The following is a 23,540-nucleotide window of genomic DNA, read 5'->3' as shown; positions in this document are numbered from 1 at the left end:
CCACGTGTGAGTGATGTCCTGGAAACCCACCTGCAGGAACTGCGGCGCGGAACCGTGGTGTTGGCCTGTCTGCGGCTACTGCGAACCGCGGAGTACGGCTATCGGCTGCTCGAGCAACTGGAAAGCCGTGGCTTTGCCACGGATGCCAACACGTTGTATCCGCTCCTGCGGCGGTTGGAGAAGCAGGAGTACCTGACAAGCGAGTGGAACACCGACGAGGCCCGGCCGCGCAAGTTCTATCGCACGGCGGAGGCCGGGATCCGGCTCGCCGACACCATGACAGAAGAGTGGCGGTTGCTGACCACGGCAATCGCCACTCTCACCGAAGCGGAGGACTGATATGAGCACCCCGACGCCACTGACCGAGAGGTACGTCAGCGCCACGGTGAGGAGTCTCAAGCCCGCGGCGCAAGAGGACGTTCGATCCGAGTTGCAGGCTTCGATCGCCGATGCGATCGAAGCGCGGCTCGAACACGGGGAATCACGTGAGGCCGCGGAACGCGCAGTGCTCACCGAACTCGGGGACCCCGACATTCTGGCCGCCGGCTACGCGGACCGACCCTTGCACTTGCTCGGCCCCCGGTACTACCTGACATGGCTGCGGCTCCTGAAGACGCTCCTGATCATTGTTCCCCTCTGCGTCGTCGGCGGTGTGGCGCTGGCACAGACCCTGGCCGGTGCGTCCGTGGGCCAGACCATCGGCGAGGTCGCCGCCGTCGGCGCATCGACAGTCGTCCACCTGTGCTTCTGGGTGACTCTCGTCTTCGTCATGCTGGAACGCACTGGCGCGGACACCGGAACGGACTGGGATGTGGGCCAGTTGCCCGAACCGTCAGTCGACGGGGCTGGAAAAGGGGAGCTCATCGCCTCTCTGGCTTTCCTGGCGCTGGCAACCGGCGCAGTTTTCTGGGACCACTTTCGAGGGCTCATCTCAGGAGACGGTCAGGCTCTCCCGATCCTGAACCCAGCCCTCTGGCCCTGGTGGATCGGTAGCCTACTCGTCTTGATGGGGTTCGAGGCGGCGCTGGCGATCGCGCTGTACGCGCGCAAACGGTGGACCACGGACCTCGCCGTGATGAACACGATCCTGGCCGTGCTCATCATGAGCATCCTCGTGACGCTTCTGGGCAACGACCAGCTGATCAATTCCGAAGTCATCGCGTACGCCGAGGCGCAGCACGGAGTCGAACGTGACACTTTCGACGTTCTCGGAATCGTCACGGGATTCGCCATCGTGGGCATCAGCGTCTGGGACATCGTCGACGGATGGAGGAAGACAGCGCGTGCACGCGGCGTCGACGTAGCGGAGGGCTGAAACGGGCGCGTTCCGCCTCTCAACGCGAAATGCCTCCCCGGTGGGGAGGCATTTCGTGTGTCGCTGCGTGATGCAGGACCGCGTGCGGCCGAACTCGGGCGGAGCCGGCGTTAGGCGTCGCCGCGGATGAAGGCCTCAACCTTGTTGCGCGCGGTGTCGTCGTCGTACTGCTCGGGCGGGGACTTCATGAAGTAACTCGACGCGGAGAGGATCGGACCGCCGATGCCGCGGTCCTTGGCGATCTTGGCGGCGCGCACGGCGTCGATGATGACGCCGGCGGAGTTCGGGGAGTCCCAGACCTCCAGCTTGTACTCGAGCGAGACCGGGGCGTCGCCGAAGTTGCGGCCCTCGAGTCGCACGAACGCCCACTTGCGGTCGTCGAGCCACGCTACGTAGTCGGACGGGCCGATGTGCACGTTGCGGTCGTCGAGCTTGTCGGCCAGCTCGCCCTTGAGGTTGGACGTGACGGCCTGCGTCTTGGACGTCTTCTTCGACTCCAGGCGCTCGCGTTCGAGCATGTTCTTGAAGTCCATGTTGCCGCCGACGTTCAGCTGGTACGTTCGGTCCAAGGTCACGCCGCGGTCCTCGAACAGCTTGGCCATCACGCGGTGGGTGATGGTGGCCCCGATCTGGGACTTGATGTCGTCGCCGACGATCGGCACTCCGGCCGCGGTGAACTTGTCCGCCCACTCCTTCGTGCCGGCGATGAACACCGGGAGGGCGTTGACGAAGGCCACGCCGGCGTCGATCGCGCACTGCGCGTAGAACTTCGCGGCGTCTTCCGAACCGACCGGCAGGTAGCAGACCATGACGTCGACGCGGGCGTCCTTGAGGGCCTGCACGACGTCGACCGGTTCCGCAGCGGACTCGTCGATCGTCTCGCTGTAGTACTTGCCCAGGCCGTCGAGGGTCGGGCCGCGCTGCACGTTGACGCCGGTCACGGGCACGTCTGCGATCTTGATCGTATTGTTCTCGGACGCGCCGATGGCGTCGGCCAGGTCCATGCCGACTTTCTTGCCGTCGACGTCGAACGCTGCCGCGAACTCGACGTCGTTCACGTGGTAATCGCCGAACTGCACGTGCATCAGGCCGGGCACGGTGCTCTCCGGCGCGGCGTCCTTGTAGTACTCGACGCCTTGAACCAGCGAAGCGGCGCAGTTGCCCACGCCTACGATTGCGACCCGGATGGGGTTACCCGACAACTCGACTCCTAGAAACTCATGTACTGCGGGGGATCATCTTCACGCGGAAGCGGCCGCGCATCGCAGAACGGAGGGCGCGGCAAAACTCCTACGAGTCTAAGTGACGGAGCCGCCCGGGTATTCCCGCGCGCGCCCGTGCGGCCGGGACGGCTACGCTGGAACGCATGTCTGAGCACGCACCCGAGCCGGCGATCGGCATCGACATCGGCGGCACCAAGATCGCCGCCGGACTCATCGACCACGACGGTCGGATCGTGCGCGAGGTCCGCCGCGAGACCCCGCGCCACGACGCCGTCGCAGTCGAGGCCGCCGTCGTCGACGTCGTCCGCGAGCTGGGCGCCGACGCCCCCGACGCCCCCGTCGGGGTGGGCGCCGCCGGGTGGATGAACCTCGACGGCAGCGAGGTGCTCTTCAGCCCGCACCTGGCGTGGCGCAACGAGCCGCTGCAGGCCCGCCTCGAGGAGGCGCTCTCCCGCCCGGTCATGCTCACGAACGACGCCGACGCGGCCGCCTGGGCGGAGTACCGGTTCGGCGCGGCGCGCGGCGAGAGCCACGTCGTCTGCCTGACGCTCGGCACCGGGATCGGCGGGGCGATCGTCATGGGTGGAGAACTGCGCCGCGGCCGGTTCGGCGTCGCCGGGGAGTTCGGACACCAGAGCATCGTCCCCGGCGGTCATCGCTGCGCGTGCGGAAACCGCGGCTGCTGGGAGCAGTACGCCTCCGGCAACGCGCTCGGTCGCGAGGGCCGCGGGCTCGTCGCCGCCAAGTCGCCCGTCGCGCACGCCCTGCGCGCCGCCGTCGACGACGATCCGGCACTCGTGACGGGTGCCCTCGTCACCCGGCTGGCGGCCGAGGGAGATCCCGCCTGCGCTGACCTCATCGTCGAGATGGGCGAATGGCTCGGTCTCGGACTGGCCAACCTCGCCGCGGTGCTGGACCCCGGCGTGTTCGTGATCGGCGGGGGCCTCGGCTCGGCCTCTCCCGAGCTCATCGAGACCGCGGAAGCGAGCTACCGCAAATCGCTCAGCGGCCGCGGGTACCGGCCCTTCGCCCGGGTGGCCCGCGCGCAGCTGGGCGCTGCGGCCGGCCTGGTCGGCGCTGGAGACCTGGCGCGCACCCACCGCTGACGCCGCCGTAGTCGGCGCTTTCCCGCGTACGGCACCCGGGCGCTAGGGTGTCTTGCATGGCCCCACGAACGCCGAAGCGCATCACGGTCCCGTCGCGCGAGGACCCGCTCCTGCGCCGCTTCACCGAAGTGCTCGGCGGACCGCTCGGCCGGCACACCGAGCCCGGCCGCACCGAGCCCGGCTTCTTCACCCTCGAGCGCGTGCTCGTCGCGCTGACGATCATCGGGGCCCTCGCCGCCGTCGCGGCAAAGAACGCGTGCCGCGTGGGCGGCTGGGGCGGCGTGAACCCCTACGTGTGGGCCTGCTACTCGGATCTGCCGCCGCTCTTCCACGCCCGCGGGTTCGCTGAGAACCCGTTCGCGCCATTCGTCGCGGGCGCGAACTTCGAGTACCCGGTGCTGATGTCGTTCGTCGCCTCGATCACGGCGCTGCCGATCGTCCCGGGCGACTACAACCGTTCCCTCGCGTACTTCGACCTCAACGTGCTGCTGATCGCGGCGCTGTGGATCGCCGTCGTGCTTATGACCTCCCGCTCCGCCGGGCGGCGCCCGTGGGACGCGGCGATGGTCGCGATCGCGCCGGGCATGATTCTGGCCTCGACGATCAACTGGGACATTTGGGCCGTCGCCGCGCTGGCCGGCGCGGTGCTCGCGTTCTCCCGGAATCGGACCGTGCTCGCCGGGGTGCTCATCGGCGTCGGCACGGCCACCAAACTCTTCCCCATCCTGTTCCTCGGGGCCGTCGTCGTCCTCGCCCTGCGCACGGGACGCTGGCGCGCGTTCGGCACGACGACGGCCGCGGCCGCCGCCGCATGGATCGCCGTGAACCTGCCCGCGATGCTCGTGAGCTTCGAGGGGTGGAAGGTCTTCTGGACGTTCACGCGCGAGCGGGAGGCCGGCTGGTCCTCGCTCTGGCACGCCTGGAACACGATCGCCGACGCGGTCGGGGCCGGAGGGCTGAGCGCGGAGACCATCAACACGGCCGGGTTTCTCGCGTTCCTCCTCTGCTGCGCGGGCATCGCCGTCCTCGGGGTCATCGCCCCGCAGCGCCCCCGCCTGATTCAACTCGTGTTCCTGATCGTGGCGTCCTTCGTCCTCTTCAACAAGGTCTACTCGCCGCAGTTCGTGATCTGGTTGATCCCGCTCGTCGCCCTGGCCTGGCCCCGGTGGCGGGACTTCCTGGTGTGGCAGCTCGTGGAAGTCCTGCACTTCTTCGCGATCTGGGCCTTCCTCTACCAGATGACCGCCGACCTGGACGCGCAGCACGCGCTCGCCCCGGCCGCCTACGTGCTCGCCGTGTTCGCCCACATGGGCATGGTCCTCTATCTCATGGGCCGAGTGGTGCACAGCATGTGGGACCCGCACGCGGACCCCGTGCGGCGCGTGGGCCAGGACGACCCGACAGGCGGCGCCTTCGCCGGCGCCGGGGATGCGGCCTGGATCGAGCGCCTGCGCTCGACCCTCACGCGCGCCGCAACCTCTCGCCGGGGAGACGGGTCGCACGAGTCGTGACCGCGGACGCCGCCGTCGTCGGATCGGGACCCAACGGGCTCTCCGCAGCCTTGACGCTCGCTCGCGCCGGGCTGAGCGTGCGCGTCTACGAGGCCGCCGAGCATCTCGGCGGCGCCGCGTCCACGATCCGCGTCGACGGCGCGCTGCACGACACGGGCTCGGCCGTGCACCCGACCGCCCTGGTCTCGCCGTTCTTCCGCGCGATCGGCCTCGCCGACGCCGTCGACTTCGCCGTCCCGGACCTCTCCTACGCGCATCCGCTGCCCGGGGGCGAAACCGCCCTGATCTGGCGCTCGCTCGAACGCACGCTCGCCGGGCTCGAACAGCACTCACGCGCGGACGCGGCCGCCTACCGGCGCCTCATCGCGCCGCTCGCCCATCGCGGAGTGGCGCTGGGCGAGCTGCTGCTGCGGCCGCTGTTGCCCGTTCCGCCTGCGCTCGCCCCGCCGACGTTCTCCGGCACGACGGCGGCCGTGCGCCTCGGCGTCGCCACGCTCGCCGCCGCCGCAGGCAGCTCGGCCGTTGCAGCGGGCCTGCCGAATCGATACATGCCGGAAGCGGTATCCGCGGTACTCGCCGGGCTGCGCGGACATATGCCCGGCGGTTCATGCGGACCCGCGGCCCAGGGGGCCGGGCTGTTCCTCGGCGCGCTCGCCCATCACGGCTGGCCCATCCCGAGGGGCGGATCCGGGGCGATCACCGCGGCCCTCGCGGCGATGATCGACGCCGCGCTGGCCGGCACGCCGCGACCCCGGGCCGAGGAGTCCGCCGGCGGGGCGGCCCGCGCGCCGGCGAACGGCCGCGGTCGTGCGTGGCTCGAGCTCGGGCACCCGGTGGCCGACAGGGCAGAGCTCGACGAGCCGATCGTCCTCTTCGCGACCTCCGCCGAACACGTCGCCTCCGCCGTGGCTCGGATGCCCGAACGGTACCGCGCCGCCCTGCGAGACACCCGCCGGGGGCCCGGCAGCGCCGTCGTGCACCTGCTGACCAACGCCCCCATCCCGTGGGCCGACCCTCGGCTGGACGCAGCCGGGACCGTGCACCTCGGCGGGTCCGCGGCCGAGATCGTCGCAGGGGAGCGGGCCTCGAGTCGGCGCTTCGATCCGGCGAACCCGTACGTGCTGCTCAGCCAGCCGAGCCGCTTCGACCCCGCCCGCGCGCCGGCCGGACAGCACGTGGTCTGGGCGTACACACACGTCCCACACGGTGTCGAGCTGGCCGAGATCGGGGGAGAAGCGGCGGTGATCGACGCAGTGGTCGGGCAGGTCGAGCGCAGCGCACCCGGCTTCCGGGACACGATCGTGCGCTCCTGGGCGCAGGGCCCGCGACAGCTCGAGCGGGAGAACCCCGCACTCGTCGGCGGGGACATCACCGGCGGTGCCGTCGACCTGCGCGGAATGCTCGCCCGCCCGGTCTTCTCCCGCCCCACACTGTCAGGGGCGCCGTGGCGCACTCCCGTGCCGGGCGTCTACCTCGCCTCGAGCTCGGCGGCGCCCGGGCCGGCCGTGCACGGCATGGCCGGTCACCTCGCCGCGCGCGCCGCGATCGCCGACGCGTATCCTCCTCAGGGCTGAGGCGAGCCGGCCGGCGGGGGCGAAAGATCATCCGGAAGGGCGGCGCGCGCGAGCCGAACCGCGCCTAGGGTGGAGAGCATGATCGAAGTACAAGGGCTCACCAAGGACTACGGCAGCAAGCGTGCCGTCGACAACGTGACCTTCACCGTCCAGCCAGGCCGCGTGACCGGGTTCCTCGGGCCGAACGGCGCGGGCAAGTCGACGACCATGCGGATGATCATGGGTCTCGATACGCCCTCGAGCGGCACGGCCACTGTGGGCGGCAAGCGGCTCGCGCAGCACGCTGCGCCGCTGGGCGTCGCCGCCGCGCTGCTCGAGGCCAAGGGGGTGCACAAGTCCCGCAGCGCACGGAACCACCTGCGCGTGATCGCCGCGACGCACGGCATTTCGACCAAGCGCGTCGACGAGGTGATCGAGCTGACCGGGCTCGGCTCCGTGGCGCGAAAGCGCGTCGGCGGATTCTCGCTCGGCATGGGCCAGCGCCTCGGCATCGCGGCCGCGCTGCTCGGCGACCCGCAGACGCTGATCCTCGACGAGCCGGTTAACGGGCTCGACCCCGAGGGTGTGCTCTGGGTGCGCAACCTCTCCCGCCACCTCGCCTCCGAGGGGCGGACGGTCTTCCTGTCCTCTCACCTGATGAGCGAGATGGCACAGACCGCCCACCACCTGATCGTGATCGGCCGCGGGCGCATCCTCGCCGACGCCAGTATCGAGGACGTCCTCGCCTCCACCGAGGAGCAGGTCTCGCTCGTGCGGACCGACGACGTCGAGGCGCTCTTGCGCACGCTCGCCGCCGACGGCGTGCGCTGCACCGTGACCGCGCCCAACACCCTCGAGGTCCTGGGACTGCCGCCGCGCGAGATCGCCGCCGCGGCGCTCGAGGCCCGGATCCTGATCTACGAGCTCACCCCGCGCTCTTCCAGCCTGGAGGACGCCTACATGGAACTGACCAAGGCCGAGGTCGAATACGTCTCCGGAGGGATCGCATGACCGTCACCGCCGACAAGCCGCTGCGGAACCGCGACCGCGGGCGCGGCGTGGCGCACCCCACGAGTTTCCTGCGCGTGGTGCGCTCGGAGACCCTCAAGTTCCTCACGATCCCTTCACCGTTGGTCCTGATGCTCTGCACGATCGTCGTGATGGTCGGCCTCGCCGTCCTCATGGCTTTCCTGACCGGCAGCATGTCCGAGATGGCCGCCGACGACCCTGAGATGGCCGGAGTTCCGACCATGACGGCTGCCATGACGGTGTTCGCAGGGGTCGGCTTCGCGCAGCTGATCGTCGGTTCACTCGGCGTCATCATCGGCAGCAGCGAGTTCACGACGGGTATGGCCCGCACGACGTTCACCGCTGTCCCGCGCCGTCTGAGCGTGCTCGGCGCGAAGATTGTTGTCCTCGCCGTAGCAGTCGCCGTCGTCACGGCCGTCGGCGCCCTGATTTCGGCCGCCTCGGTTTGGCCGATCGCTGAGAGCTACGAGCTCGGCTTCGAGATGTGGGACGCGGAGAGCCTGCAAGGACTCTGGACGACGACGGCCTACCTGGCGGCCGTGGCGCTGATCGGCCTCGCGTTGGGGATCCTGCTGCGCAACGCGGCCGGGGGCATTGTGATCCTCGCGGCGCTGCTCTTCGTGCTGCCGACGGTCCTGACCATGGTCCCGAGCGATCTGCTGAACACGATGGCGACCTACCTGCCGGACGCGGCGTACGCGGCGGTTTCGGGCACCGGACTTGACCCGGCCGAGGCCGAGGCGATGGGCATGCAGCCGTCGCTCGAGCCCTGGCAGGGCTGGCTCACCCTTGGTGGCTGGACGCTCCTCCCGATCCTCGCGGCTGGCGCGCTCCTGCGCCACCGCGACATCTAGACCGCGTTCGCCGGGGCAGAAACGAACGGCTGCCCCGGCGAACGCCCTTTTTTTATTCCAAACACCCTGTGTTTTCGCGGTAGGATCGTGCTATGGACCACAGCCCCGCGCGCGGCACCGCCGAATCGGTGCGGGTCAGCTTCGCCGAGCTCGCCGAGCGCCGGCGCGGGCCCGTGCGGCGGTACCTGCACCGGCACCCCAGGATCGGCGATGGCCTGGTCGTGGCGGCCTACCTGCTCTCCAACGCGATCGCGCTCGTCATGGTCGCCGACGCGCATTCGCTCTGGCCTCTGGCCGTGATCCTCGGCATCGCCGTCACGCTCTGGTTCCGGCGCCGTGCCCCGTTCGTCGTCCTCTCCATCATCGGCGTCACGACGCTCGCGTTCATGATCGTCGACCCCTTCCACGGAGTGTTGAGTACGGGCCTCTGGTTCGCGCTCTACACCGCGGCCACAAAATACTCGTCCCGCCGCATGCTCGTGCTCGCGGTGCTCATGAGCGGCGCGCAGGTGTTGATGATGGCGCTCTGGGTCGTGCCGCACCTGCAGGGGACCCGCCACGACCCGCACGCCGGCCTCGACGTCGGGGAGGGCACGACGGCGCTCGTGGTCGCCGCCGTGATCCTGCTCGCCGCCAACCTCATCTCGACCGGCATCGGGTCCGCCGTGCGCAGCAACCGCCTGCACCAGGCGGAGCTGGCTAACTGGGGGCTGCGCGTCTCGCGCCTCGCGCAGACCGAGGAACGCACCCGCATCGCCCGCGAGATGCACGACGTCGTCGCGCACTCGCTCTCGGTCATGATCGCGCTCTCCGACGGCGCCGGCGTCGTGATGCGCCGGGATCCCGACCGTGCGCAGGGCGTCCTGCGCGAGCTCTCGATCACCGGTCGGTCCGCGTTGCGTGACATGCGGCGCGTGATCGGCGTGCTGCGCGACGGCTCCCAGGCCCCGCTCGCGCCCCAGCCGGCGAGCTCCTCGCTGACCGAGCTGCTCGAGGGATTCCGGGTCGCCGGGCTGCCGCTGACCTACACCCATACCGGCGCGCCGCTGCCCGAGGATGCCGGCCTGCGCCTGACCGTCTACCGGATCATCCAGGAGTCCCTGACCAACGTGCTGCGCTACGGACGCGAGGTGCGTCGGGTCGCCGTCGACTGCACGGTGGTCGACGGCGAGATCGCCCTGCGCATCACCGACGACGGCCGGGGTGCGACGACGCGCGTGTCGCCGGTCGGCAGCGGCCAGGGCCTGAAGGGGATCGCCGAGCGCGTGGCGATCTACGACGGCGAATTCGTCGCCGGGCCGGGGCCCAGCGGCGGCTGGGTCGTCGACGCACGCCTGCACGTGAACGGGCAGAATCACTCCGCCGGGGGCGGGGGCACCGGGCCCGCCTCGCCGGAACCGCACGGGAGTGGGAGTATCGAAGCAGAGATGGGGGAGGACGGACGATGACAAAGAAGACGAAGGTGCTGCTGGCCGATGACCAGCCGCTGCTGCGCATGGGGTTTTCGCTGATCCTCGAGGCCGAGGAGGCCATGGAGGTCTGCGGCGAAGCCTCCGACGGGATCGAGGCGATCGAGCAGACCGAGCGGTTCGCGCCCGACGTCGTGCTCATGGACGTGCGCATGCCGCGCATGGACGGGATCGAGGCGACCCGCCGGATCACCGCCGCGCACCCCGGAACGCGCGTCATCATCCTGACGACGTTCGACCTCGACGAGTACGCGTTCGACGGCCTGCGGGCGGGCGCTTCGGCCTTCCTGCTCAAAGACGTCGCGCCCGAGGAGCTCGTGCACGCGGTGCAGCTCGTGGCCAGCGGCGACGCCGTCGTCGCCCCGCGCGTGACCCAGCGCCTGCTGGAGACCTACGTGCGCCCCGCGACCGGCGAAGCGGGGACGCCGTCGTCGTCCGCGGCGGAGCGGGCCGAAGATCCGCTGCTGGCCGACCTGACCCCGCGCGAGCGCGAGGTGCTCGAGGCGATCTCCGAGGGCCTCTCCAACGCGGAGATCGCGCACCGGTTCTTCCTCTCGGAGGCCACGGTGAAGACGCACGTGCGCCGAATCCTGACGAAGCTGCACCTGCGCGACCGCGTGCAGGCCGTCGTCTACGCCTACGAGACGGGTCTCGTCATCCCGAGCCAGGGCCTGGATTACTGAGGTGCGGCGATGAACATCGAGTTCCTGCGCAGCCCGTGGTTCATGATCGCGGTCCTGCTGCTCGTCGCCGGCGCGTTCCTGCTCGCGGTGCCCCAGTGGCCCGTGCCCGGCTGGGGGCTGATCATCTGCGGGCTGGCGTTCACGGGGTACGCCCGCTACCGCCAGGGCACGTGAGCACCGCTAAGATCGTTACCGAAGCAAACCATCAGCGTCCGCGCGCGCGGACAGCACGACGACGGAGGCCGGCTTGGCAGACATGAGCACGTTGGGTGCCGCAGGGGAGTTCAGCGACGAAGCCCGGGCCCACACCCGCGACCTGGGGGACTTCGTCTCCGCCTCGCCCTCGAGCTATCACGCGGCTGCCGAGGCTGCCCGCCGGCTGACCGCGGCCGGCTTCACGAGCCTCGACGAGGCGGCTGACTGGCCGACTCGGCCCGGGTCCTACTTCGTGGTCCGCGATGGCGCGATCATCGCGTGGGTCGTGCCGGAGGGTGCGGGGCCGCGGACCGGCTTCCACATGCTCGGCTCGCACACGGATTCGCCGTCGTTCAAGCTCAAGCCCAAGCCGACGACGGGCGCTCACGGCTGGCTGCAGGCCGGGGTCGAGGTCTACGGCGGCCCGCTGCTGAATTCGTGGCTCGACCGCGAGCTGCTGCTCGCCGGCCGCCTCGTGCTCACGGACGGCACGGAGGTGCTCACGCGCACCGAACCGCTGCTGCGCTTCCCCCAGCTGGCCATTCATCTCGACCGGCAGGTCAACGACGGCCTGACGCTGGACAAGCAGCGCCACATGAACCCGGTGTGGGGCACGGGGGTGCCGGCGCAGGAGGACCTGCTCGCGGTGCTCGCGGACGCCGCGGGTGTGGAGGCGGCGCGGATCGGCGGCTACGACGTCGTCGTCGCTGACGCGCAGGCCCCGGCCGAATTCGGCCGCGATGGGGCGTTCTTCGCTTCGGGCCGGCTGGACAACCTCTCCTCCGTGCACGCTTCGCTGGTCGCCCTCATCGAGCACGCCGCCACCGGCGGCGGCGAGCACATCGCGATGCTGACCGCGTTCGATCACGAGGAGATCGGATCCGGCTCGCGCTCCGGTGCCGCCGGACCGTTCCTGCAGGAGATCCTGGAGCGGATTTCGGGCGGACTCGGCGCCACCGACGCCGACCGCTACCGCGCGTACGCCGACTCGGTGTGCGTCTCCGCCGACGCCGGGCACTCGATCCACCCGAACTACCCCGAGCGTCACGATCCGGCGAACCAGCCGCTGCTCGGCGCCGGGCCGCTGCTGAAGATCAACGCGAACCAGCGCTATGCGACCGACGGCGTCGGGGCCGCGCTCTGGGCGCGCTGGTGCGACGAGGCGGGCGTGCCCTACCAAGAGTTCGTCTCCAACAACGTGATGCCGTGCGGCTCGACGATCGGACCGCTGACGGCGACGCGGCTCGGCGTGCGCACGGTCGACGTCGGCATCCCGCTGCTCTCGATGCACTCGGCGCGCGAGATGTGCGGCGTCGCCGATCCGTGGCGGCTGGCCCGCGTCGGCGTGCGGCTCTTCTCCAGCTGAACCACGGGTGGCGCCCGGTGCGTCCACAGCCTGCTGTGCGCGGACTGTGCCGAGGGTGGCGAAGTGCTGGCGATGCCCTGAGATTCCGGGTTCTGGCTTGCGTTGCCCCGCCGTCGTTGCCTTACCGTCGTTAAGTCACGGTTTGGTAACGACTTGCACTCGGTCGTTCCGGACACCGGGCGCCCGCATCCCGACCGTCCGCGCGGCGCCCCGGTACGAACTCGAAACGACGCCGGACGGTCGCGCGCAGCAGGTCCGGGGACGGTCCAAGCGTTGGGGGTGGCACACAGGAGATCCATGATCCGGAAGCATAAGAACACCAAGCACTCTGCACGCGTCGGCCTCGCCGGCTCCGCGGCCGCCATCGTCCTTGCGGGCGCCGCTGTCGGAATGGCCGCCGTTCCTGCGAATGCCGCCCCGGCCTCCACCTGGGATGCGGTCGCCGAGTGCGAGTCCGGGGGCGACTGGTCGATCAACACGGGCAACGGCTACTACGGCGGCCTGCAGTTCAGCATGAGCACCTGGGAAGCCTTCGGCGGTACGGGCAACCCGGCTGACGCCTCGAAGTCCACCCAGATCGCCGTTGCCGAGCAGGTGCTTGCCTCGCAGGGCTGGGGCGCATGGCCCGCGTGCTCGGCGAAGCTGGGCCTCTCCGGCACGGGCGACGCCGAGCCGGCGCCGGTGGAGGAAACCGTGGAGGAGGCCGCTCCGGCCGAAGCCCCGGCTGAGACGTCCGAGGAGGAGGCCGCCGCACCCGCCGAGCAGGCCGCCCCGCAGGAGGCGCCTGAGGTTGCACCGCAGGCCGAAGAGGCACCGCAGGAGGCGGCCGTGCCGCAGGGCGGCGGCCAGGAGGCCCTCGAGGTCGAGGCTGAGGACTCCGGCGAAGACCACACGGTCGAGGGCGGCGAGACCCTGGCCGACATCGCTGATGAGCACGGCATCGAGGACTGGCGTGCCGTCTACTCCGTCAACACCGACGTCATCGACGACCCCGACCTGATCTTCGTCGGCGAGGAGCTCAGCCTCCCGGTCAAGTAGCCCGGGCCTGCCAGGCTCTACACCCCGTCAGGGTGCGTCGTGGGTGCGGCGGGCGGTCGAATCACTTGGATTCGACCGCCCGCCGCACCCTTTTTCGCGTGCCCTCCAGCGGTGACCGATGCCTCAGCGGAGGCGTCTCGGTCGCCGGCGCGGATCGGGTAGGATAGATGAGGTTGTCTTCAGCCTGCCCGAAAATCGGGACGGCGGGACGACCAACGCAAAGAACCTCCTGTTACGGAAAGACCGTGACCGTTTAGCCCAAAGGAGGTGGGTTCACATGCGTGCTTACGAACTCATGGTGCTCCTCGACCCCGAGGTCGACGAACGCACCGTCGAGCCGACCCTCGGCAAGTTCCTGGACGTCGTCCGCAACGATGGCGGGACCATCGAAAACGTCGACATCTGGGGCCGCCGTCGTCTGGCCTACGAGATCCAGAAGAAGTCCGAGGCGATTTACGCCGTCGTCAACTTCACCGCAACCCCGGCAACCTCTGCCGAGCTTGATCGCCAGCTGTCTCTGAACGAGACGATCCTGCGCACCAAGATCACCCGCCCGGAGGACCAGAAGGTTTCCGCCAAGTAGTCCTCGCGGCTGCTTGAACTTCATTCGAACCGACACGTTAGAGAGACCTTCATGGCAGGAGAGACCGTCATCACGGTCGTCGGAAATCTCACCGGCGACCCGGAACTGCGTTTCACCCCGTCGGGATCAGCGGTGGCGAACTTCACCATCGCATCGACTCCGCGGACGTTCGATCGCCAGACCAATGAGTGGAAGGACGGCGAAACGCTGTTCCTGCGCTCTTCGGTGTGGCGCGACGCTGCCGAGAACGTCGCCGAGACGCTGACCAAGGGCATGCGAGTCGTCGCCCAGGGTCGGTTGAAGTCTCGTTCGTTTGACACCAAGGAAGGCGAACGGCGCACCGTCATGGAGCTGGATGTCGACGAGATCGGCCCCTCCCTGCGATACGCCTCTGCAAAGGTCACCCGCTCCCAGCGCAACAACGCTGGTGGCAATCAGGGCGGCTTCGGCGGCGGCAACGCAGGCGGCTTCGGTGGCGGTAATGCCGGGTTCGGCGGCGGCAACGCCGCACCAGCCGGCGGCGGAAACAATGCTGGCGGCGGAAACAATGCCGGCGGAGGCTGGGGCGCCCCGGCCGAAGACCCCTGGTCCACCCCGTCCACCGGAGGCAACAACGGTGGAAACAACGGTGGCGGCTGGGGAGCCGGTAACGACGAACCGCCTTTCTAACAACATTTCTATTCACCATCCCGCAGAATATTCTGCGGGCTCCAAAAACTAAGGAGCTCCACGATGGCTAAGGCTGATATCCGTAAGCCCAAACCAAAGTCCAACCCCTTGAAGGCCGCTGACATCACTGTCATCGACTACAAGGACGTCGCCCTGCTGCGCAAGTTCATTTCCGATCGCGGAAAGATCCGTGCTCGTCGTGTGACCGGCGTGTCCGTTCAGGAGCAGCGCAAGATCGCGCAGGCCATCAAGAACGCCCGCGAGGTCGCCCTGCTGCCTTACTCCGGCGCTGGCCGCGGCTAAGGGAAGGGATAAAGAACATGGCAAAGCTCATTCTGACCCACGAAGTGACCGGTCTCGGTACCGCTGGCGACATCGTCGAGGTGAAGAACGGTTACGCCCGTAACTACCTTCTGCCCCGCGGCGTGGCCATCACCTGGTCCAAGGGTGGCGAGAAGCAGGTCGAGTCCATCAAGGCCGCGCGTGCTGCACGCGCTGTCGCCTCGCTGGAAGAGGCCAAGGAACTGGCTGCGAAGCTGTCCTCCAAGCCGGTGAAGGTGCAGGTGAAGACCGGCGAGTCCGGTCGCCTGTTCGGCACCGTCAAGGTCGACGACGTCGCGAAGGCCGTCGAGGCCTCCGGTCTCGGCGCCATCGACAAGCGCAAGGTCGAACTGCCGGAGCACATCAAGGCCACCGGCAACTACGAGGCCACCGTGCGCCTGCACGAGGACGTCTCGGCGACCATCGCACTGCAGGTCGTCCCGGCCGCGAAGAAGAAGTAGTCGCGCGCGGCGTCAGCCGCACGCGTTCTTCGCACTGCACGCGAGGCCCCCACCCGCACGGGTGGGGGCCTCGCGTGGCTTAACGGCCGGACATCTGGTCGATGAACTTCTTCGCATCGACCAGGCCGATGCCGGTGTCCTGACGGACCTTCTTCACGGCCTCGACGATGCGTCCCTGCTGCACGAGCGCGAGGACGGCGTGGTACTCGGGGTTCGCGTCGGCGCCGCCGGGCATGGTCCCCGACGGGTGCATCATGGACGGGCCGGCGGCCGCGGTGGGATCGTTGACCGAGGCGACCGGTGTGCTGCGGTTGGCCGGGAGGCGCTGCTCCGTCTCGCGGCGGATCCGTTCCGCCCGCTGGGTCTCCTCGTGGCGCTGCTGGGCCCACTGCGAATTGAGGCGCTGGATGTACTGCTCCTCCTCGCTGACGGCCGTCTTGGGGCGCGAGACGAAGATGGCCCAGAGGACACCGACGATGATGCCGAAGACAGTCAGGAAGATGATCGCCTCGGCGATCGAGACCTCGAACATGTCAATCATTCCTTCTCGCGTGGCCGTTCGCGGGCGCCCGGTGCGCCCGTCCCTCCAATCTACGCCGGTGGCACCGCCTGACGCATCAGCCTGAAGTATCACCTTGGCGAGGTTCGGAGGTTCCTCGTCGCGGGCTCCCGCCACGCAGCGAACGCCAGCGCGGTGCCGACGGCACCGGTCCCCGCGAGGATGACGGCGGCCGACGACAGTCCGTACGCGGCACCGAGGCCTCCGGCCAGTGGGTACGTCAGCAGGAAACACGCGTGTGAGAGGGAGAACTGGGCTGTGAAGACCGCGCCCCGCGTCTCCGTGCCGCTGTTTCGCGCCAGCAGGCGCGCAGACGGGGTGAGGATCGCCGACGACGCCGCGCCCACGACGAACCACAGACCGATCAGGGCCAGCCATTGGGCGGGGCCGGACCCCCAGTGGATCGTGGCAGCCATCGCGGTGAGGGCGGCTGGCATGAGGGCCGCCCCCGCCAGCATGAGCGTCCGGTCGGCGATCGCGTCCAGCAGCCGCGGCACGACCAGCGCGACGGCCATCGAGCCGGCCCCGCCCGCCGCCAGCAGAAGGGCGACGTCCGACTGGGCGCGGCCCAGATCGGCCTGGACGAGGACCACCGTATTGACGATGAGCATGGCGGTGCCGCTCGCGACGACGAGGTCGAGAGCCAGCAGGCCGCGCAGCTCGCGCCGCCCGATGAATCGCCGGGCACCACGGGAAAGCCGATCGAGGAAGCCGGTACCGGACGCCACCTCGATGGCCGGGAGCCGGGCGGAGGCGACGAGCGCCGCCGACGCGGCGAATCCGACGACGGTGCCGACGAACAAGTCGTGGTAGCTCGCCACCGTCAGCAGCAGCGCGGCGATGGCGGGGCTGAGCAGGGACTCGAGGTCGTAGGCGAGCCGAGAGAGGGAGAGCGCCCGCGTGTAGTCGCGCTCGTCGGGCAGCACGGACGGGATCACGGCTTGGAAGGCCGGCGTGAACGTGGCCGAGGCCGACTGCAGCAGGAAGATCAGGACGTAGATCTGCCAGGCCTCGCCCACCAGTGGCAGGCACAGCGCGATCAGTGTGCGGACGACGTTGGCCGTGACGAGCAGCTGCTTGCGCCCGGCGCGGGTGGTCAGGGCGGTCACGACCGGCGCGACCGCCACGTAGGCGATCATCTTGATGGTCATCGCCGTGCCCATGACGATGCCGGCCTCTCCGCCGGCCACGTCGAAGGCCAGCAGGCCCAGAGCGACGGTGAGCAGCCCGGTGCCCAGCAGGGCGACCACCTGGGCACCGAACAGCCGGGCGTACACTCCGTCGCTCAGGACCGCGAGCATCGGATCACTCCTGCGGGGCGTGATGGTGCGGCGGCGCCGCTCCGCCGGCCACGGCGTGCTCGGCCTGTTTGACGGCCTCGGCGACGAGGGCCGCAGCATGCTCGTCGGCCAGGCGGTAGAGCACCCGCGTGCCGTCCTGGCGGGTCGTCACCATCCGCGCCATGCGCAGCCGCGCCAGGTGCTGGGAGACGCCCGAGGGGCTCTTGCCCACGGCCTCGGCGATGGCGTTGACCGAGAGCTCGGGACTCGCCCGCAGGGCCAGCACGATCCGGATGCGCGTGGGGTCCGAGAGGATCCCGAAGACCTCGGCGGCGAGGTGGACGAACTCCGACGACGGATCGAGTCCGCAAACCTTCTTATCTGCATTCATACGCGGAGACTAACAGTTTAATCCCCGTGCCGGCAGGCCTTGACCTCACCCGTTGCATTTCCCCTTGCTTCTGCACCCACAGACCACCTCGGGCGTGTCTGTGGGTAAGTGGACAAAACCTGTGGATAACTTGTCGCGCTTCGGGGCCCTCCGGGGCCTGAACACGCAATGCAAGGTTGAAGGTTGGGGATGAAAAACTTTCTGTCCACACCTGTGCAACAAGGAAATGCCTAGTCAACGCCAAATAACGGTGAAAAATAATCTCCTGTCCACAGCTCCGTCCCCAGACTGTGCACAATCGCCCACAACTTCTCCACAAGACCTGTGGATAACTTAGTTGGAGTGGGGATAAACAAGGTCTACTGTTTCAACATCCCTCCCGTGGCGAATCCGTTCGCGCGCGCACGTCGGGCGCCCCATTCTGCGGGTGCGGCGGCGGATCATGGAGGTGATGACGGCGCCAGGCGGCGTTCGGTGGCGAAAGGAATGCAGTGACTCTGACTCACTCGGATATCGACGAGAACCGCTCCTCCGACGTCGGGCGCACCCCGCCGCAGGACATCGTCGCCGAGCAGTCAGTGCTCGGCGGCATGATGCTCTCCAAGGATGCGATCGCCGACTGCGTCGAAGTTCTGCGCGGCCCCGACTTCTACCGGCCGTCCCACGAGCTCGTCTACGAAGCGATCATCGATCTCTACGGTCGCGGCGAGCCCGCCGATGCCGTCACGGTGGCGGACCTGCTGACCAAGCGCGGCGACATTTCCCGCGTCGGCGGCCCGGCTTATCTGCACACGCTCATCCAATCCGTGCCGACGGCCGCGAACGCCGGTTTCTACGCCGAGATCGTGCGAGAACGCGGTGTGCTTCGCCGGCTCGTGGACGCCGGGACGAAGATTGTCCAGCTCGGCTACTCGCAGGATGGCGAGGTCGACGACATCGTCAACACCGCGCAGGCCGAGGTCATGAACGTGGCCGAGCGCCGGGGCGGCGAGGACTATGTGGCCCTGCGCGACATCATCGAGGGCACGGTCGACGAGATCGAGTCCGCCGGTAGCCGGGGCGAGGGAATCATCGGCGTACCCACGGGCTTCTACGAGTTCGACGAGCTCACCCAGGGCCTGCACGGTGGCCAGATGATCGTCATCGCCGCCCGCCCCGCGGTCGGCAAGTCGACGTTCGCACTGGACTTCGCCCGGTCGGCGGCCATCGCGAACAACATGACCACGGTTTTCTTCTCCCTCGAAATGGGGCGGAACGAGATCGCGATGCGCCTGCTCTCCGCGGAGGCCTCGATCGGACTGCAGGACCTGCGCAAGGGCACCGTGAAGGACGACCAGTGGGGCAAGATCGCCACCACGATGGGCCGGCTGAACGACGCGCCGCTCTACATCGACGACTCGCCCAACATGTCGCTCATGGAAATCCGCGCCAAGTGCCGCCGCCTGAAGCAGAAGCACGATCTCAAGATGGTCGTTCTCGACTACCTGCAGCTCATGAGCTCCGGCAAGCGTGTCGAGTCGCGCCAGCAGGAGGTCTCCGAGTTCTCGCGTGCCCTCAAGCTGCTGGCCAAGGAGCTGGATGTCCCGGTCATCGCGCTGTCCCAGCTCAACCGTGGTTCCGAGCAGCGCACCGACAAGAAGCCCATGGTCTCCGACCTGCGTGAGTCCGGCTCGATCGAGCAGGACGCCGACATGGTCATCCTCCTGCACCGTGAGGACATCTACGACAAGGAGTCCCCACGCGCCGGCGAGGCCGACGTCATCGTCGCCAAGCACCGTAACGGTCCAACCAAGACCATCACCGTCGCCTTCCAGGGGCACTACTCGCGCTTCTCCAACATGGCCGCCGAAGGCGGGATGTAGGTGGGCGAGGTCGCGGCCGGGATCCGCCTCGTCGTCACCGACATGGACGGCACGCTCCTCGGGGCCGACGGCACCGTGCCGGACTCGTTCTGGCCGGTCCTGGAGCGTATGCGCGCGGCCGCGGTGACCTTCGTCCCCGCTTCGGGCCGGCAGTACGCGACCCTCGTCCGCGACTTCGCCGGCGAGGGGCTGGCCATCATCGCCGAGAACGGCGGCCTGGTCATGCGCGACGGCGTCGAGGTCTCCTCGCGTACGCTCGATACCGAGCGCGCCCGCGAAATCGTGGCCCGGGTTCGGGCGCTGCCGCGCGAACGGCACGACCTCGGGATCGTGCTGTGCGGCAAGGCGTCGGCCTACGTCGAGCGGAGAGAGCCGGCGTTCCTGGGGGAGGCCGAGAAATACTACGCCTGCCTCACCCCCGTGCCGGATCTGCTGGCGGTCGACGACGAATTCCTGAAGGTCGCCGTGTTCGACCTCAACGGCGCGGCCCACCGCGTGGCACCGGTCCTCGAAGAGGTCGCGCCCGGCAACCGGGTCGTCGTCTCCGGCCCGCAGTGGGTCGACATCATGCGGCCCGACGTCAACAAGGGTCTCGCGCTCGAGGACCTGCAGGCCGCGCTGGGCGTCACGCCGGCGCAGACGATCGTCTTCGGCGACTACCTCAACGACCTCGAGATGATGGGCCGGGCGGAGCACTCCTACGCCATGGCCAACGCCCACCCGGACATCTTGGCGGCCGCGCGCCACCGGGCCCCGTCGAACGCCGAGAACGGCGTGGTCACCACCCTGGAGCGGTTCTTCGGCTGAGATCGGCCCCGCGGCCCGTCAACGCCCGCCGCGCGCCCGGTGGCGGCGGACCGCGTCCCGATTGGCGCAGCGGACCGAACAGTAGCGCTGGCGGCCGTTGCGCGTCACGTCCACGACGACGGCGTCGCACTCGTCGCCCGGCGTCTGCCCGGCCGCGCAGCGGGACAGGCGGTGCATGCCGCGCGTCGTCAGGTGCAGCGCGGTACCCACGCTGATCACGGCCCGCAGCACATGGGGCAGGGCCTGTTCGTCGTCGCGGTAGTGCAGGTGCCAGCCCTCGGTGTCGTGGTCGGTGAGGCGCGGATAGGCCGCGACCGCCGCCATGTGCGCGTTGAGCAGCCGCGCCCGCTCCTGGTCGTCACCCGCGTCGACGACCTCGAGCCACGCGTCGATCACGGCGCGGGTCTGCCCGTGATCGTCCTGGGCGGTGGGGAACGACATGGTCATGCCGAACTCGCGGGTCCTGTCCTCGATGCCCGCGCGGTCCTCCGGCCAGTCGTTCGCAAGGGAGGCGGCGAGGAGGACCGCGTACTCTCCGTAAGGGTTGAGATGCATAATGGCATTACATCATGGTGGATTCATGAGAACCAGAGAACAGCACTCCGCCCGCCCCGTCCCCGCCGTAACGGACCTGCCCGCCGCGCACGAACACGGCTGGCGCGTCGAATCGAGTCACGCGACGTCGGCCGGGCGTGTGCTCTACGTGATGTGCGGCGACTGCGGCATGCGCCGCGTCGACGTGCAGGAGTCCGCGCACGTGCCGCCGTCGGCGCTGAGCCGCGAACTTCCCTGACGTGGCCGGACTAGAGCAGCACCGCCGGGTCGATGAGGTCCGTGCGCGGGTCCAGCGGGTAGTCGCTGTCCTTGTGTCGGTGCACGGCGGGCATGCCGATCGCGATCGAGTCCGCGGGCACGTCCCGCACGACGACGGCGTTCGCGCCGATCGCGGTGTCGTCGCCGATCGTGAGGGGCCCGATGATGCGGCAGCCGGCGCCGAGCATGACGCGGTCGCCGATGATCGCGTGGCGGCGCTCGTTGACGTCGCACGGCACCTGGAGCGTGCGGCCGCCGACCGTGGTTCCCTGGTACATCATGATGTCGTCGCCCATTACGGTGGTCTCGCCGATAACGATCTCCGAGCCGTGGTCGATGAACGGTCGCCGGCCGATGGTCGCCCCCGGATGGATCTCCACGCCGGTGAAGAAGCGGGCCAACTGGCTCAGCACGCGCGCCGCCGGCCGGAACGGGGGCCGCTGCCAGAGCGCGTGCGCGATCCGGTACGCCCAGATCGCGTGCACCCCGGAGTACGCGAGCGCCACCTCGAGGTCGTTGCGGGCGGCCGGGTCCTGGGCACGCGCCGCCTTGAGGTCCTCGCGCAGCAGGCGCAGCAGCGCGATCATGCGACGCCGGCGTTCTTGGCGACGGGCACGAACAGGTCCGTGCGCATCGAGGCCGGGTCGGCGTCGGGGCTCGGCTCGGTCACGTAAACCTCCCAGAAGGGCAGCTGCGGGGCGTAGCCCTGCTCCGCGATCCAGGCCATGAACGCCTCCCACGCGTCGCCCAGGGCGTCGTAGGCGCCCAGGTGGGAGGCGGCCGCCGTCGTCCCCTCGGGCAGGATGGAGGGTTCGACGACGACGCCGGAGCTCGCGGTGTGCGCGCCCTCGAGCGGGTGGTCGATCGCGAAGCCGACTTCCAGGTCCATCGTCTCGGTCGGCGGGCGCGTCATGAGTCCGAACGCCGGGCCCACGGGTGTCAGGTTCCGCTCGGCGAGCACCTCGCCCAGCGCCGCGAAGGCGGCGTCGTAGAAGGACGTCAGGTCGGCGAGGGCCACGTCCTGGCCCCTCACCACGGCCGTCCGGGCCTCGGAGACCTGAACGATCACCGGTTCGGTGTGCGGTTCTGAATGAATCACGGCACTCTCCTGCCCTCTTCCTGCTAGGTGACGGCGTTTCGTACCTTGAACTCTGCGGCGTCCCATGCGCGCGTGTCAAGGATGTCGCGCAGCGCCTCGACCGCATCGTAGACGTCGGCGAAGCCCACGTACAGCGGGGTGACGCCGAAGCGCAGGACGTGCGGCTCGCGGTAGTCGCCGATGACGCCGCGCTCGATCAGGGCCGCCATGACCGCGTAGCCCTCCGGGTGCAGGAAACTCGCGTGGCTGCCGCGGCGCGCGTGCTCCTCGGGTGTGACGAGGGTGAGCGGGTGTTCGCCGCAGCGCTCGCGCACGAGCCGGATGAAGAGGTCCGTCAGCTCGAGCGAGACCGCCCGAACGGTGGTCATGTCCGCGGCGAGGGCGATGTCCAGGCCGTTCTCGACCATCGCGAGCGACGTGACGGGCTGCGTGCCGCACATGAACCGGCGGATGTCGTCGGCCGGCGTGTAGGAGTCGGCCATCGCGAACGGGCTCGCGTGCGACCACCAGCCCGAGAGCGGCTGCCAGAAGCGCGCCTGGTGGCGTTCGTTCACCCAGACGAAGGCGGGGGAGCCGGGGCCGCCGTTGAGGTACTTGTAGGTGCAGCCGACGGCGTAGTCGGCGTCTGCGTCGTTGAGGTCGACCTCGACCGCGCCCGCCGAGTGGGCGAGGTCCCAGATCGCTAGGGCCCCGGCGTCGTGCGCTGCGGCCGTCACGGCCGCCATGTCCCACATGGCGCCGGTGCGATAGTTGACGTGGGAGAGCGCGACGACGGCGACGTCGTCGTCCAGCGCGGCCTCGAGGGGGAGGTCCTCGTCGATGAGGCGCACCTCGTAGGCGGTGCCCGTCTCGGCGGAGACGCGCTCGATCGCGCTGTTGAGGAAGTCGGCCAGACCCTCGGCGATGTAGACGTCGGTGGGGAAGTTGTCGCGTTCGGTCAGGATGACGCGCTTGGCCGGGTGCTCGGCCTGCTGGATGCGCACGGCCGAGGCGAGCGCCTTGAAGAGGTTCAGGGTGGTGGTATCGGTGACGACGCATTCGCCCTCGTTGCCGCCGATGAGCCGGGCGACCTTGTCACCGAGGGTGCGCGGGAGATCGAACCAGCCGGCCGTGTTCCACGAGCGGATCAGGCCCGTGCCCCATTCCTTCTCGACGACCTCGGCCGCGCGTTCGGCCGAGCCGACGGGCAGGGCGCCGAGCGAGTTGCCGTCGAGGTAGATCACGGATTCGGGCAGGCGGAAGCGGTCGCGGAAGCCGGCGAGCGGGTTCGCCGCATCGGCCGCCACGCAGTCTTCGCGGGTCACGCGATCGCCGGTGGGCTGCAGGATCTGGGTCATCATCGTCCTTGTCTGA

The 23,540-nt window shown here is 69.3% G+C and carries 27 protein-coding genes; 19 read left to right on the top strand and 8 right to left on the bottom strand.

What is annotated here, in order from left to right; genetic code table 11:
- Window positions 1–6: 6 nt before the first annotated feature.
- Window positions 7–339 carry a PadR family transcriptional regulator gene (locus EV380_RS13615; RefSeq protein WP_102158615.1) on the top strand — a complete coding sequence of 111 codons (333 nt, stop codon included), beginning with the start codon at window positions 7–9 and terminating at the stop codon, window positions 337–339.
- A 1-nt stretch (window position 340) separates the two neighbouring features.
- Window positions 341–1,315: a permease prefix domain 1-containing protein gene (locus tag EV380_RS13610; RefSeq protein WP_130451596.1), complete on the top strand. Its 975-nt coding sequence runs from the start codon at window positions 341–343 to the stop codon at window positions 1,313–1,315.
- A gap of 110 nt (window positions 1,316–1,425) precedes the next feature.
- On the opposite strand, the gene EV380_RS13605 is transcribed toward EV380_RS13610, so the two are convergent.
- Window positions 1,426–2,517, bottom strand: a complete 1,092-nt coding sequence (locus EV380_RS13605; RefSeq protein WP_102158613.1) for an inositol-3-phosphate synthase — start codon at window positions 2,515–2,517, stop codon at window positions 1,426–1,428.
- Window positions 2,518–2,681: 164 nt separating this feature from the next.
- On the opposite strand from EV380_RS13605, the gene EV380_RS13600 reads away from it, so the two are divergent.
- The 14 genes from EV380_RS13600 (at window position 2,682) to rplI (ending at window position 15,376) form a co-directional block, all read left to right on the top strand.
- Complete coding sequence (locus EV380_RS13600; RefSeq protein ID WP_102158612.1) at window positions 2,682–3,644, top strand: ROK family protein; 963 nt, start codon at window positions 2,682–2,684, stop codon at window positions 3,642–3,644.
- A gap of 56 nt (window positions 3,645–3,700) precedes the next feature.
- Window positions 3,701–5,155 (top strand): glycosyltransferase family 87 protein, encoded by a 1,455-nt coding sequence (locus EV380_RS13595; RefSeq protein ID WP_130451595.1) that lies wholly within the window; start codon window positions 3,701–3,703, stop codon window positions 5,153–5,155.
- A complete protein-coding gene (locus EV380_RS13590; RefSeq protein WP_130451594.1) occupies window positions 5,152–6,729 on the top strand; it encodes a phytoene desaturase family protein in 1,578 nt (525 codons plus the stop codon). Before EV380_RS13595 ends, EV380_RS13590 begins: the two co-directional genes overlap by 4 nt.
- A gap of 78 nt (window positions 6,730–6,807) precedes the next feature.
- Entirely contained in the window at window positions 6,808–7,719 is a 912-nt protein-coding gene (locus tag EV380_RS13585; RefSeq protein ID WP_130451593.1) for an ABC transporter ATP-binding protein, read from the top strand.
- On the top strand, window positions 7,716–8,591 hold the full coding sequence (locus tag EV380_RS13580) for an ABC transporter permease (RefSeq protein WP_130451592.1): 876 nt from the start codon (window positions 7,716–7,718) through the stop codon (window positions 8,589–8,591). The genes EV380_RS13585 and EV380_RS13580 overlap by 4 nt, the downstream gene beginning before the upstream one ends.
- A gap of 92 nt (window positions 8,592–8,683) precedes the next feature.
- Complete coding sequence (locus EV380_RS13575) at window positions 8,684–10,039, top strand: sensor histidine kinase (protein ID WP_130451591.1); 1,356 nt, start codon at window positions 8,684–8,686, stop codon at window positions 10,037–10,039.
- The gene (locus EV380_RS13570; protein ID WP_130451590.1) at window positions 10,036–10,743 is read left to right on the top strand and encodes a response regulator; all 708 of its coding nucleotides are present in this window, start codon (window positions 10,036–10,038) and stop codon (window positions 10,741–10,743) included. The genes EV380_RS13575 and EV380_RS13570 overlap by 4 nt, the downstream gene beginning before the upstream one ends.
- A gap of 9 nt (window positions 10,744–10,752) precedes the next feature.
- Window positions 10,753–10,917 (top strand): hypothetical protein, encoded by a 165-nt coding sequence (locus EV380_RS16650; RefSeq protein WP_165391968.1) that lies wholly within the window; start codon window positions 10,753–10,755, stop codon window positions 10,915–10,917.
- 82 nt (window positions 10,918–10,999) lie between these two features.
- A complete protein-coding gene (locus EV380_RS13565; protein ID WP_130452244.1) occupies window positions 11,000–12,304 on the top strand; it encodes a M18 family aminopeptidase in 1,305 nt (434 codons plus the stop codon).
- A 297-nt stretch (window positions 12,305–12,601) separates the two neighbouring features.
- Entirely contained in the window at window positions 12,602–13,342 is a 741-nt protein-coding gene (locus EV380_RS13560; RefSeq protein ID WP_130451589.1) for a LysM peptidoglycan-binding domain-containing protein, read from the top strand.
- Window positions 13,343–13,619: 277 nt separating this feature from the next.
- Complete coding sequence (gene rpsF, locus EV380_RS13555) at window positions 13,620–13,925, top strand: 30S ribosomal protein S6 (protein WP_102158603.1); 306 nt, start codon at window positions 13,620–13,622, stop codon at window positions 13,923–13,925.
- Between the two features lie 51 nt (window positions 13,926–13,976).
- Window positions 13,977–14,594 carry a single-stranded DNA-binding protein gene (locus EV380_RS13550; RefSeq protein ID WP_130451588.1) on the top strand — a complete coding sequence of 206 codons (618 nt, stop codon included), beginning with the start codon at window positions 13,977–13,979 and terminating at the stop codon, window positions 14,592–14,594.
- Window positions 14,595–14,657: 63 nt separating this feature from the next.
- Window positions 14,658–14,897 carry a 30S ribosomal protein S18 gene (gene rpsR / locus EV380_RS13545; protein ID WP_102158601.1) on the top strand — a complete coding sequence of 80 codons (240 nt, stop codon included), beginning with the start codon at window positions 14,658–14,660 and terminating at the stop codon, window positions 14,895–14,897.
- Between the two features lie 17 nt (window positions 14,898–14,914).
- Window positions 14,915–15,376 carry a 50S ribosomal protein L9 gene (rplI, locus tag EV380_RS13540; protein ID WP_130451587.1) on the top strand — a complete coding sequence of 154 codons (462 nt, stop codon included), beginning with the start codon at window positions 14,915–14,917 and terminating at the stop codon, window positions 15,374–15,376.
- A gap of 79 nt (window positions 15,377–15,455) precedes the next feature.
- On the opposite strand, the gene EV380_RS13535 is transcribed toward rplI, so the two are convergent.
- The 3 genes from EV380_RS13535 to EV380_RS13525 all read right to left on the bottom strand — a co-directional run bounded on the left by EV380_RS13535 (window position 15,456) and on the right by EV380_RS13525 (window position 17,606).
- Complete coding sequence (locus tag EV380_RS13535; RefSeq protein WP_130451586.1) at window positions 15,456–15,917, bottom strand: hypothetical protein; 462 nt, start codon at window positions 15,915–15,917, stop codon at window positions 15,456–15,458.
- 89 nt (window positions 15,918–16,006) lie between these two features.
- Window positions 16,007–17,236 carry an MFS transporter gene (locus tag EV380_RS13530; RefSeq protein ID WP_130451585.1) on the bottom strand — a complete coding sequence of 410 codons (1,230 nt, stop codon included), beginning with the start codon at window positions 17,234–17,236 and terminating at the stop codon, window positions 16,007–16,009.
- Between the two features lie 4 nt (window positions 17,237–17,240).
- Window positions 17,241–17,606 (bottom strand): ArsR/SmtB family transcription factor, encoded by a 366-nt coding sequence (locus EV380_RS13525; protein WP_102158597.1) that lies wholly within the window; start codon window positions 17,604–17,606, stop codon window positions 17,241–17,243.
- 491 nt (window positions 17,607–18,097) lie between these two features.
- Between EV380_RS13525 and dnaB the strand changes: the two genes are divergently transcribed.
- Both dnaB and EV380_RS13515 read left to right on the top strand, forming a co-directional pair.
- Window positions 18,098–19,468, top strand: a complete 1,371-nt coding sequence (gene dnaB / locus EV380_RS13520; RefSeq protein ID WP_102158596.1) for a replicative DNA helicase — start codon at window positions 18,098–18,100, stop codon at window positions 19,466–19,468.
- On the top strand, window positions 19,469–20,275 hold the full coding sequence (locus tag EV380_RS13515) for an HAD family hydrolase (RefSeq protein ID WP_242607629.1): 807 nt from the start codon (window positions 19,469–19,471) through the stop codon (window positions 20,273–20,275).
- Window positions 20,276–20,293: 18 nt separating this feature from the next.
- Here EV380_RS13515 and EV380_RS13510 read toward each other — a convergent pair whose 3' ends face one another.
- Window positions 20,294–20,830: a CGNR zinc finger domain-containing protein gene (locus EV380_RS13510; protein WP_130451584.1), complete on the bottom strand. Its 537-nt coding sequence runs from the start codon at window positions 20,828–20,830 to the stop codon at window positions 20,294–20,296.
- 25 nt (window positions 20,831–20,855) lie between these two features.
- Here EV380_RS13510 and EV380_RS13505 point away from each other — a divergent pair, with 25 nt between their 5' ends.
- Window positions 20,856–21,068, top strand: a complete 213-nt coding sequence (locus tag EV380_RS13505) for a hypothetical protein (protein ID WP_102158594.1) — start codon at window positions 20,856–20,858, stop codon at window positions 21,066–21,068.
- Between the two features lie 10 nt (window positions 21,069–21,078).
- Here the strand turns inward: EV380_RS13505 and epsC are convergent, their stop codons facing one another.
- The 3 genes from epsC to kynU are packed head-to-tail and all read right to left on the bottom strand — an operon-like array spanning window position 21,079 to window position 23,527.
- On the bottom strand, window positions 21,079–21,672 hold the full coding sequence (epsC, locus tag EV380_RS13500) for a serine O-acetyltransferase EpsC (protein ID WP_102158762.1): 594 nt from the start codon (window positions 21,670–21,672) through the stop codon (window positions 21,079–21,081).
- On the bottom strand, window positions 21,672–22,187 hold the full coding sequence (locus tag EV380_RS13495) for a GyrI-like domain-containing protein (RefSeq protein WP_165391966.1): 516 nt from the start codon (window positions 22,185–22,187) through the stop codon (window positions 21,672–21,674). The genes epsC and EV380_RS13495 overlap by 1 nt, the downstream gene beginning before the upstream one ends.
- Before the next feature lie 23 nt (window positions 22,188–22,210).
- On the bottom strand, window positions 22,211–23,527 hold the full coding sequence (gene kynU / locus EV380_RS13490) for a kynureninase (protein WP_242607628.1): 1,317 nt from the start codon (window positions 23,525–23,527) through the stop codon (window positions 22,211–22,213).
- Window positions 23,528–23,540: the final 13 nt, after the last annotated feature.

The sequence above is a fragment of the Zhihengliuella halotolerans genome (assembly GCF_004217565.1).
Lineage (GTDB): Bacteria > Actinomycetota > Actinomycetes > Actinomycetales > Micrococcaceae > Zhihengliuella > Zhihengliuella halotolerans.
The sequence above is the reverse complement of the archived record's forward strand: the minus strand, read 5'-3'. Positions and strand labels throughout refer to the sequence as shown.

What these genes read in the sequence shown, in the direction of transcription:
- EV380_RS13610 (WP_130451596.1), top strand. Translation starts at nt 341, where the DNA reads ATGAGCACCCCGACGCCACTGACCGAGAGGTACGTCAGCGCCACGGTG.
- EV380_RS13600 (WP_102158612.1), top strand. Translation starts at nt 2,682, where the DNA reads ATGTCTGAGCACGCACCCGAGCCGGCGATCGGCATCGACATCGGCGGC.
- EV380_RS13595 (WP_130451595.1), top strand. Translation starts at nt 3,701, where the DNA reads ATGGCCCCACGAACGCCGAAGCGCATCACGGTCCCGTCGCGCGAGGAC.
- EV380_RS13585 (WP_130451593.1), top strand. Translation starts at nt 6,808, where the DNA reads ATGATCGAAGTACAAGGGCTCACCAAGGACTACGGCAGCAAGCGTGCC.
- EV380_RS13580 (WP_130451592.1), top strand. Translation starts at nt 7,716, where the DNA reads ATGACCGTCACCGCCGACAAGCCGCTGCGGAACCGCGACCGCGGGCGC.
- EV380_RS13575 (WP_130451591.1), top strand. Translation starts at nt 8,684, where the DNA reads ATGGACCACAGCCCCGCGCGCGGCACCGCCGAATCGGTGCGGGTCAGC.
- EV380_RS13570 (WP_130451590.1), top strand. Translation starts at nt 10,036, where the DNA reads ATGACAAAGAAGACGAAGGTGCTGCTGGCCGATGACCAGCCGCTGCTG.
- EV380_RS16650 (WP_165391968.1), top strand. Translation starts at nt 10,753, where the DNA reads ATGAACATCGAGTTCCTGCGCAGCCCGTGGTTCATGATCGCGGTCCTG.
- EV380_RS13565 (WP_130452244.1), top strand. Translation starts at nt 11,000, where the DNA reads ATGAGCACGTTGGGTGCCGCAGGGGAGTTCAGCGACGAAGCCCGGGCC.
- EV380_RS13560 (WP_130451589.1), top strand. Translation starts at nt 12,602, where the DNA reads ATGATCCGGAAGCATAAGAACACCAAGCACTCTGCACGCGTCGGCCTC.
- rpsF (WP_102158603.1), top strand. Translation starts at nt 13,620, where the DNA reads ATGCGTGCTTACGAACTCATGGTGCTCCTCGACCCCGAGGTCGACGAA.
- EV380_RS13550 (WP_130451588.1), top strand. Translation starts at nt 13,977, where the DNA reads ATGGCAGGAGAGACCGTCATCACGGTCGTCGGAAATCTCACCGGCGAC.
- rpsR (WP_102158601.1), top strand. Translation starts at nt 14,658, where the DNA reads ATGGCTAAGGCTGATATCCGTAAGCCCAAACCAAAGTCCAACCCCTTG.
- rplI (WP_130451587.1), top strand. Translation starts at nt 14,915, where the DNA reads ATGGCAAAGCTCATTCTGACCCACGAAGTGACCGGTCTCGGTACCGCT.
- EV380_RS13535 (WP_130451586.1), bottom strand. Translation starts at nt 15,917, where the DNA reads ATGATTGACATGTTCGAGGTCTCGATCGCCGAGGCGATCATCTTCCTG.
- EV380_RS13530 (WP_130451585.1), bottom strand. Translation starts at nt 17,236, where the DNA reads ATGCTCGCGGTCCTGAGCGACGGAGTGTACGCCCGGCTGTTCGGTGCC.
- EV380_RS13525 (WP_102158597.1), bottom strand. Translation starts at nt 17,606, where the DNA reads ATGAATGCAGATAAGAAGGTTTGCGGACTCGATCCGTCGTCGGAGTTC.
- EV380_RS13510 (WP_130451584.1), bottom strand. Translation starts at nt 20,830, where the DNA reads ATGCATCTCAACCCTTACGGAGAGTACGCGGTCCTCCTCGCCGCCTCC.
- EV380_RS13505 (WP_102158594.1), top strand. Translation starts at nt 20,856, where the DNA reads ATGAGAACCAGAGAACAGCACTCCGCCCGCCCCGTCCCCGCCGTAACG.
- kynU (WP_242607628.1), bottom strand. Translation starts at nt 23,527, where the DNA reads ATGATGACCCAGATCCTGCAGCCCACCGGCGATCGCGTGACCCGCGAA.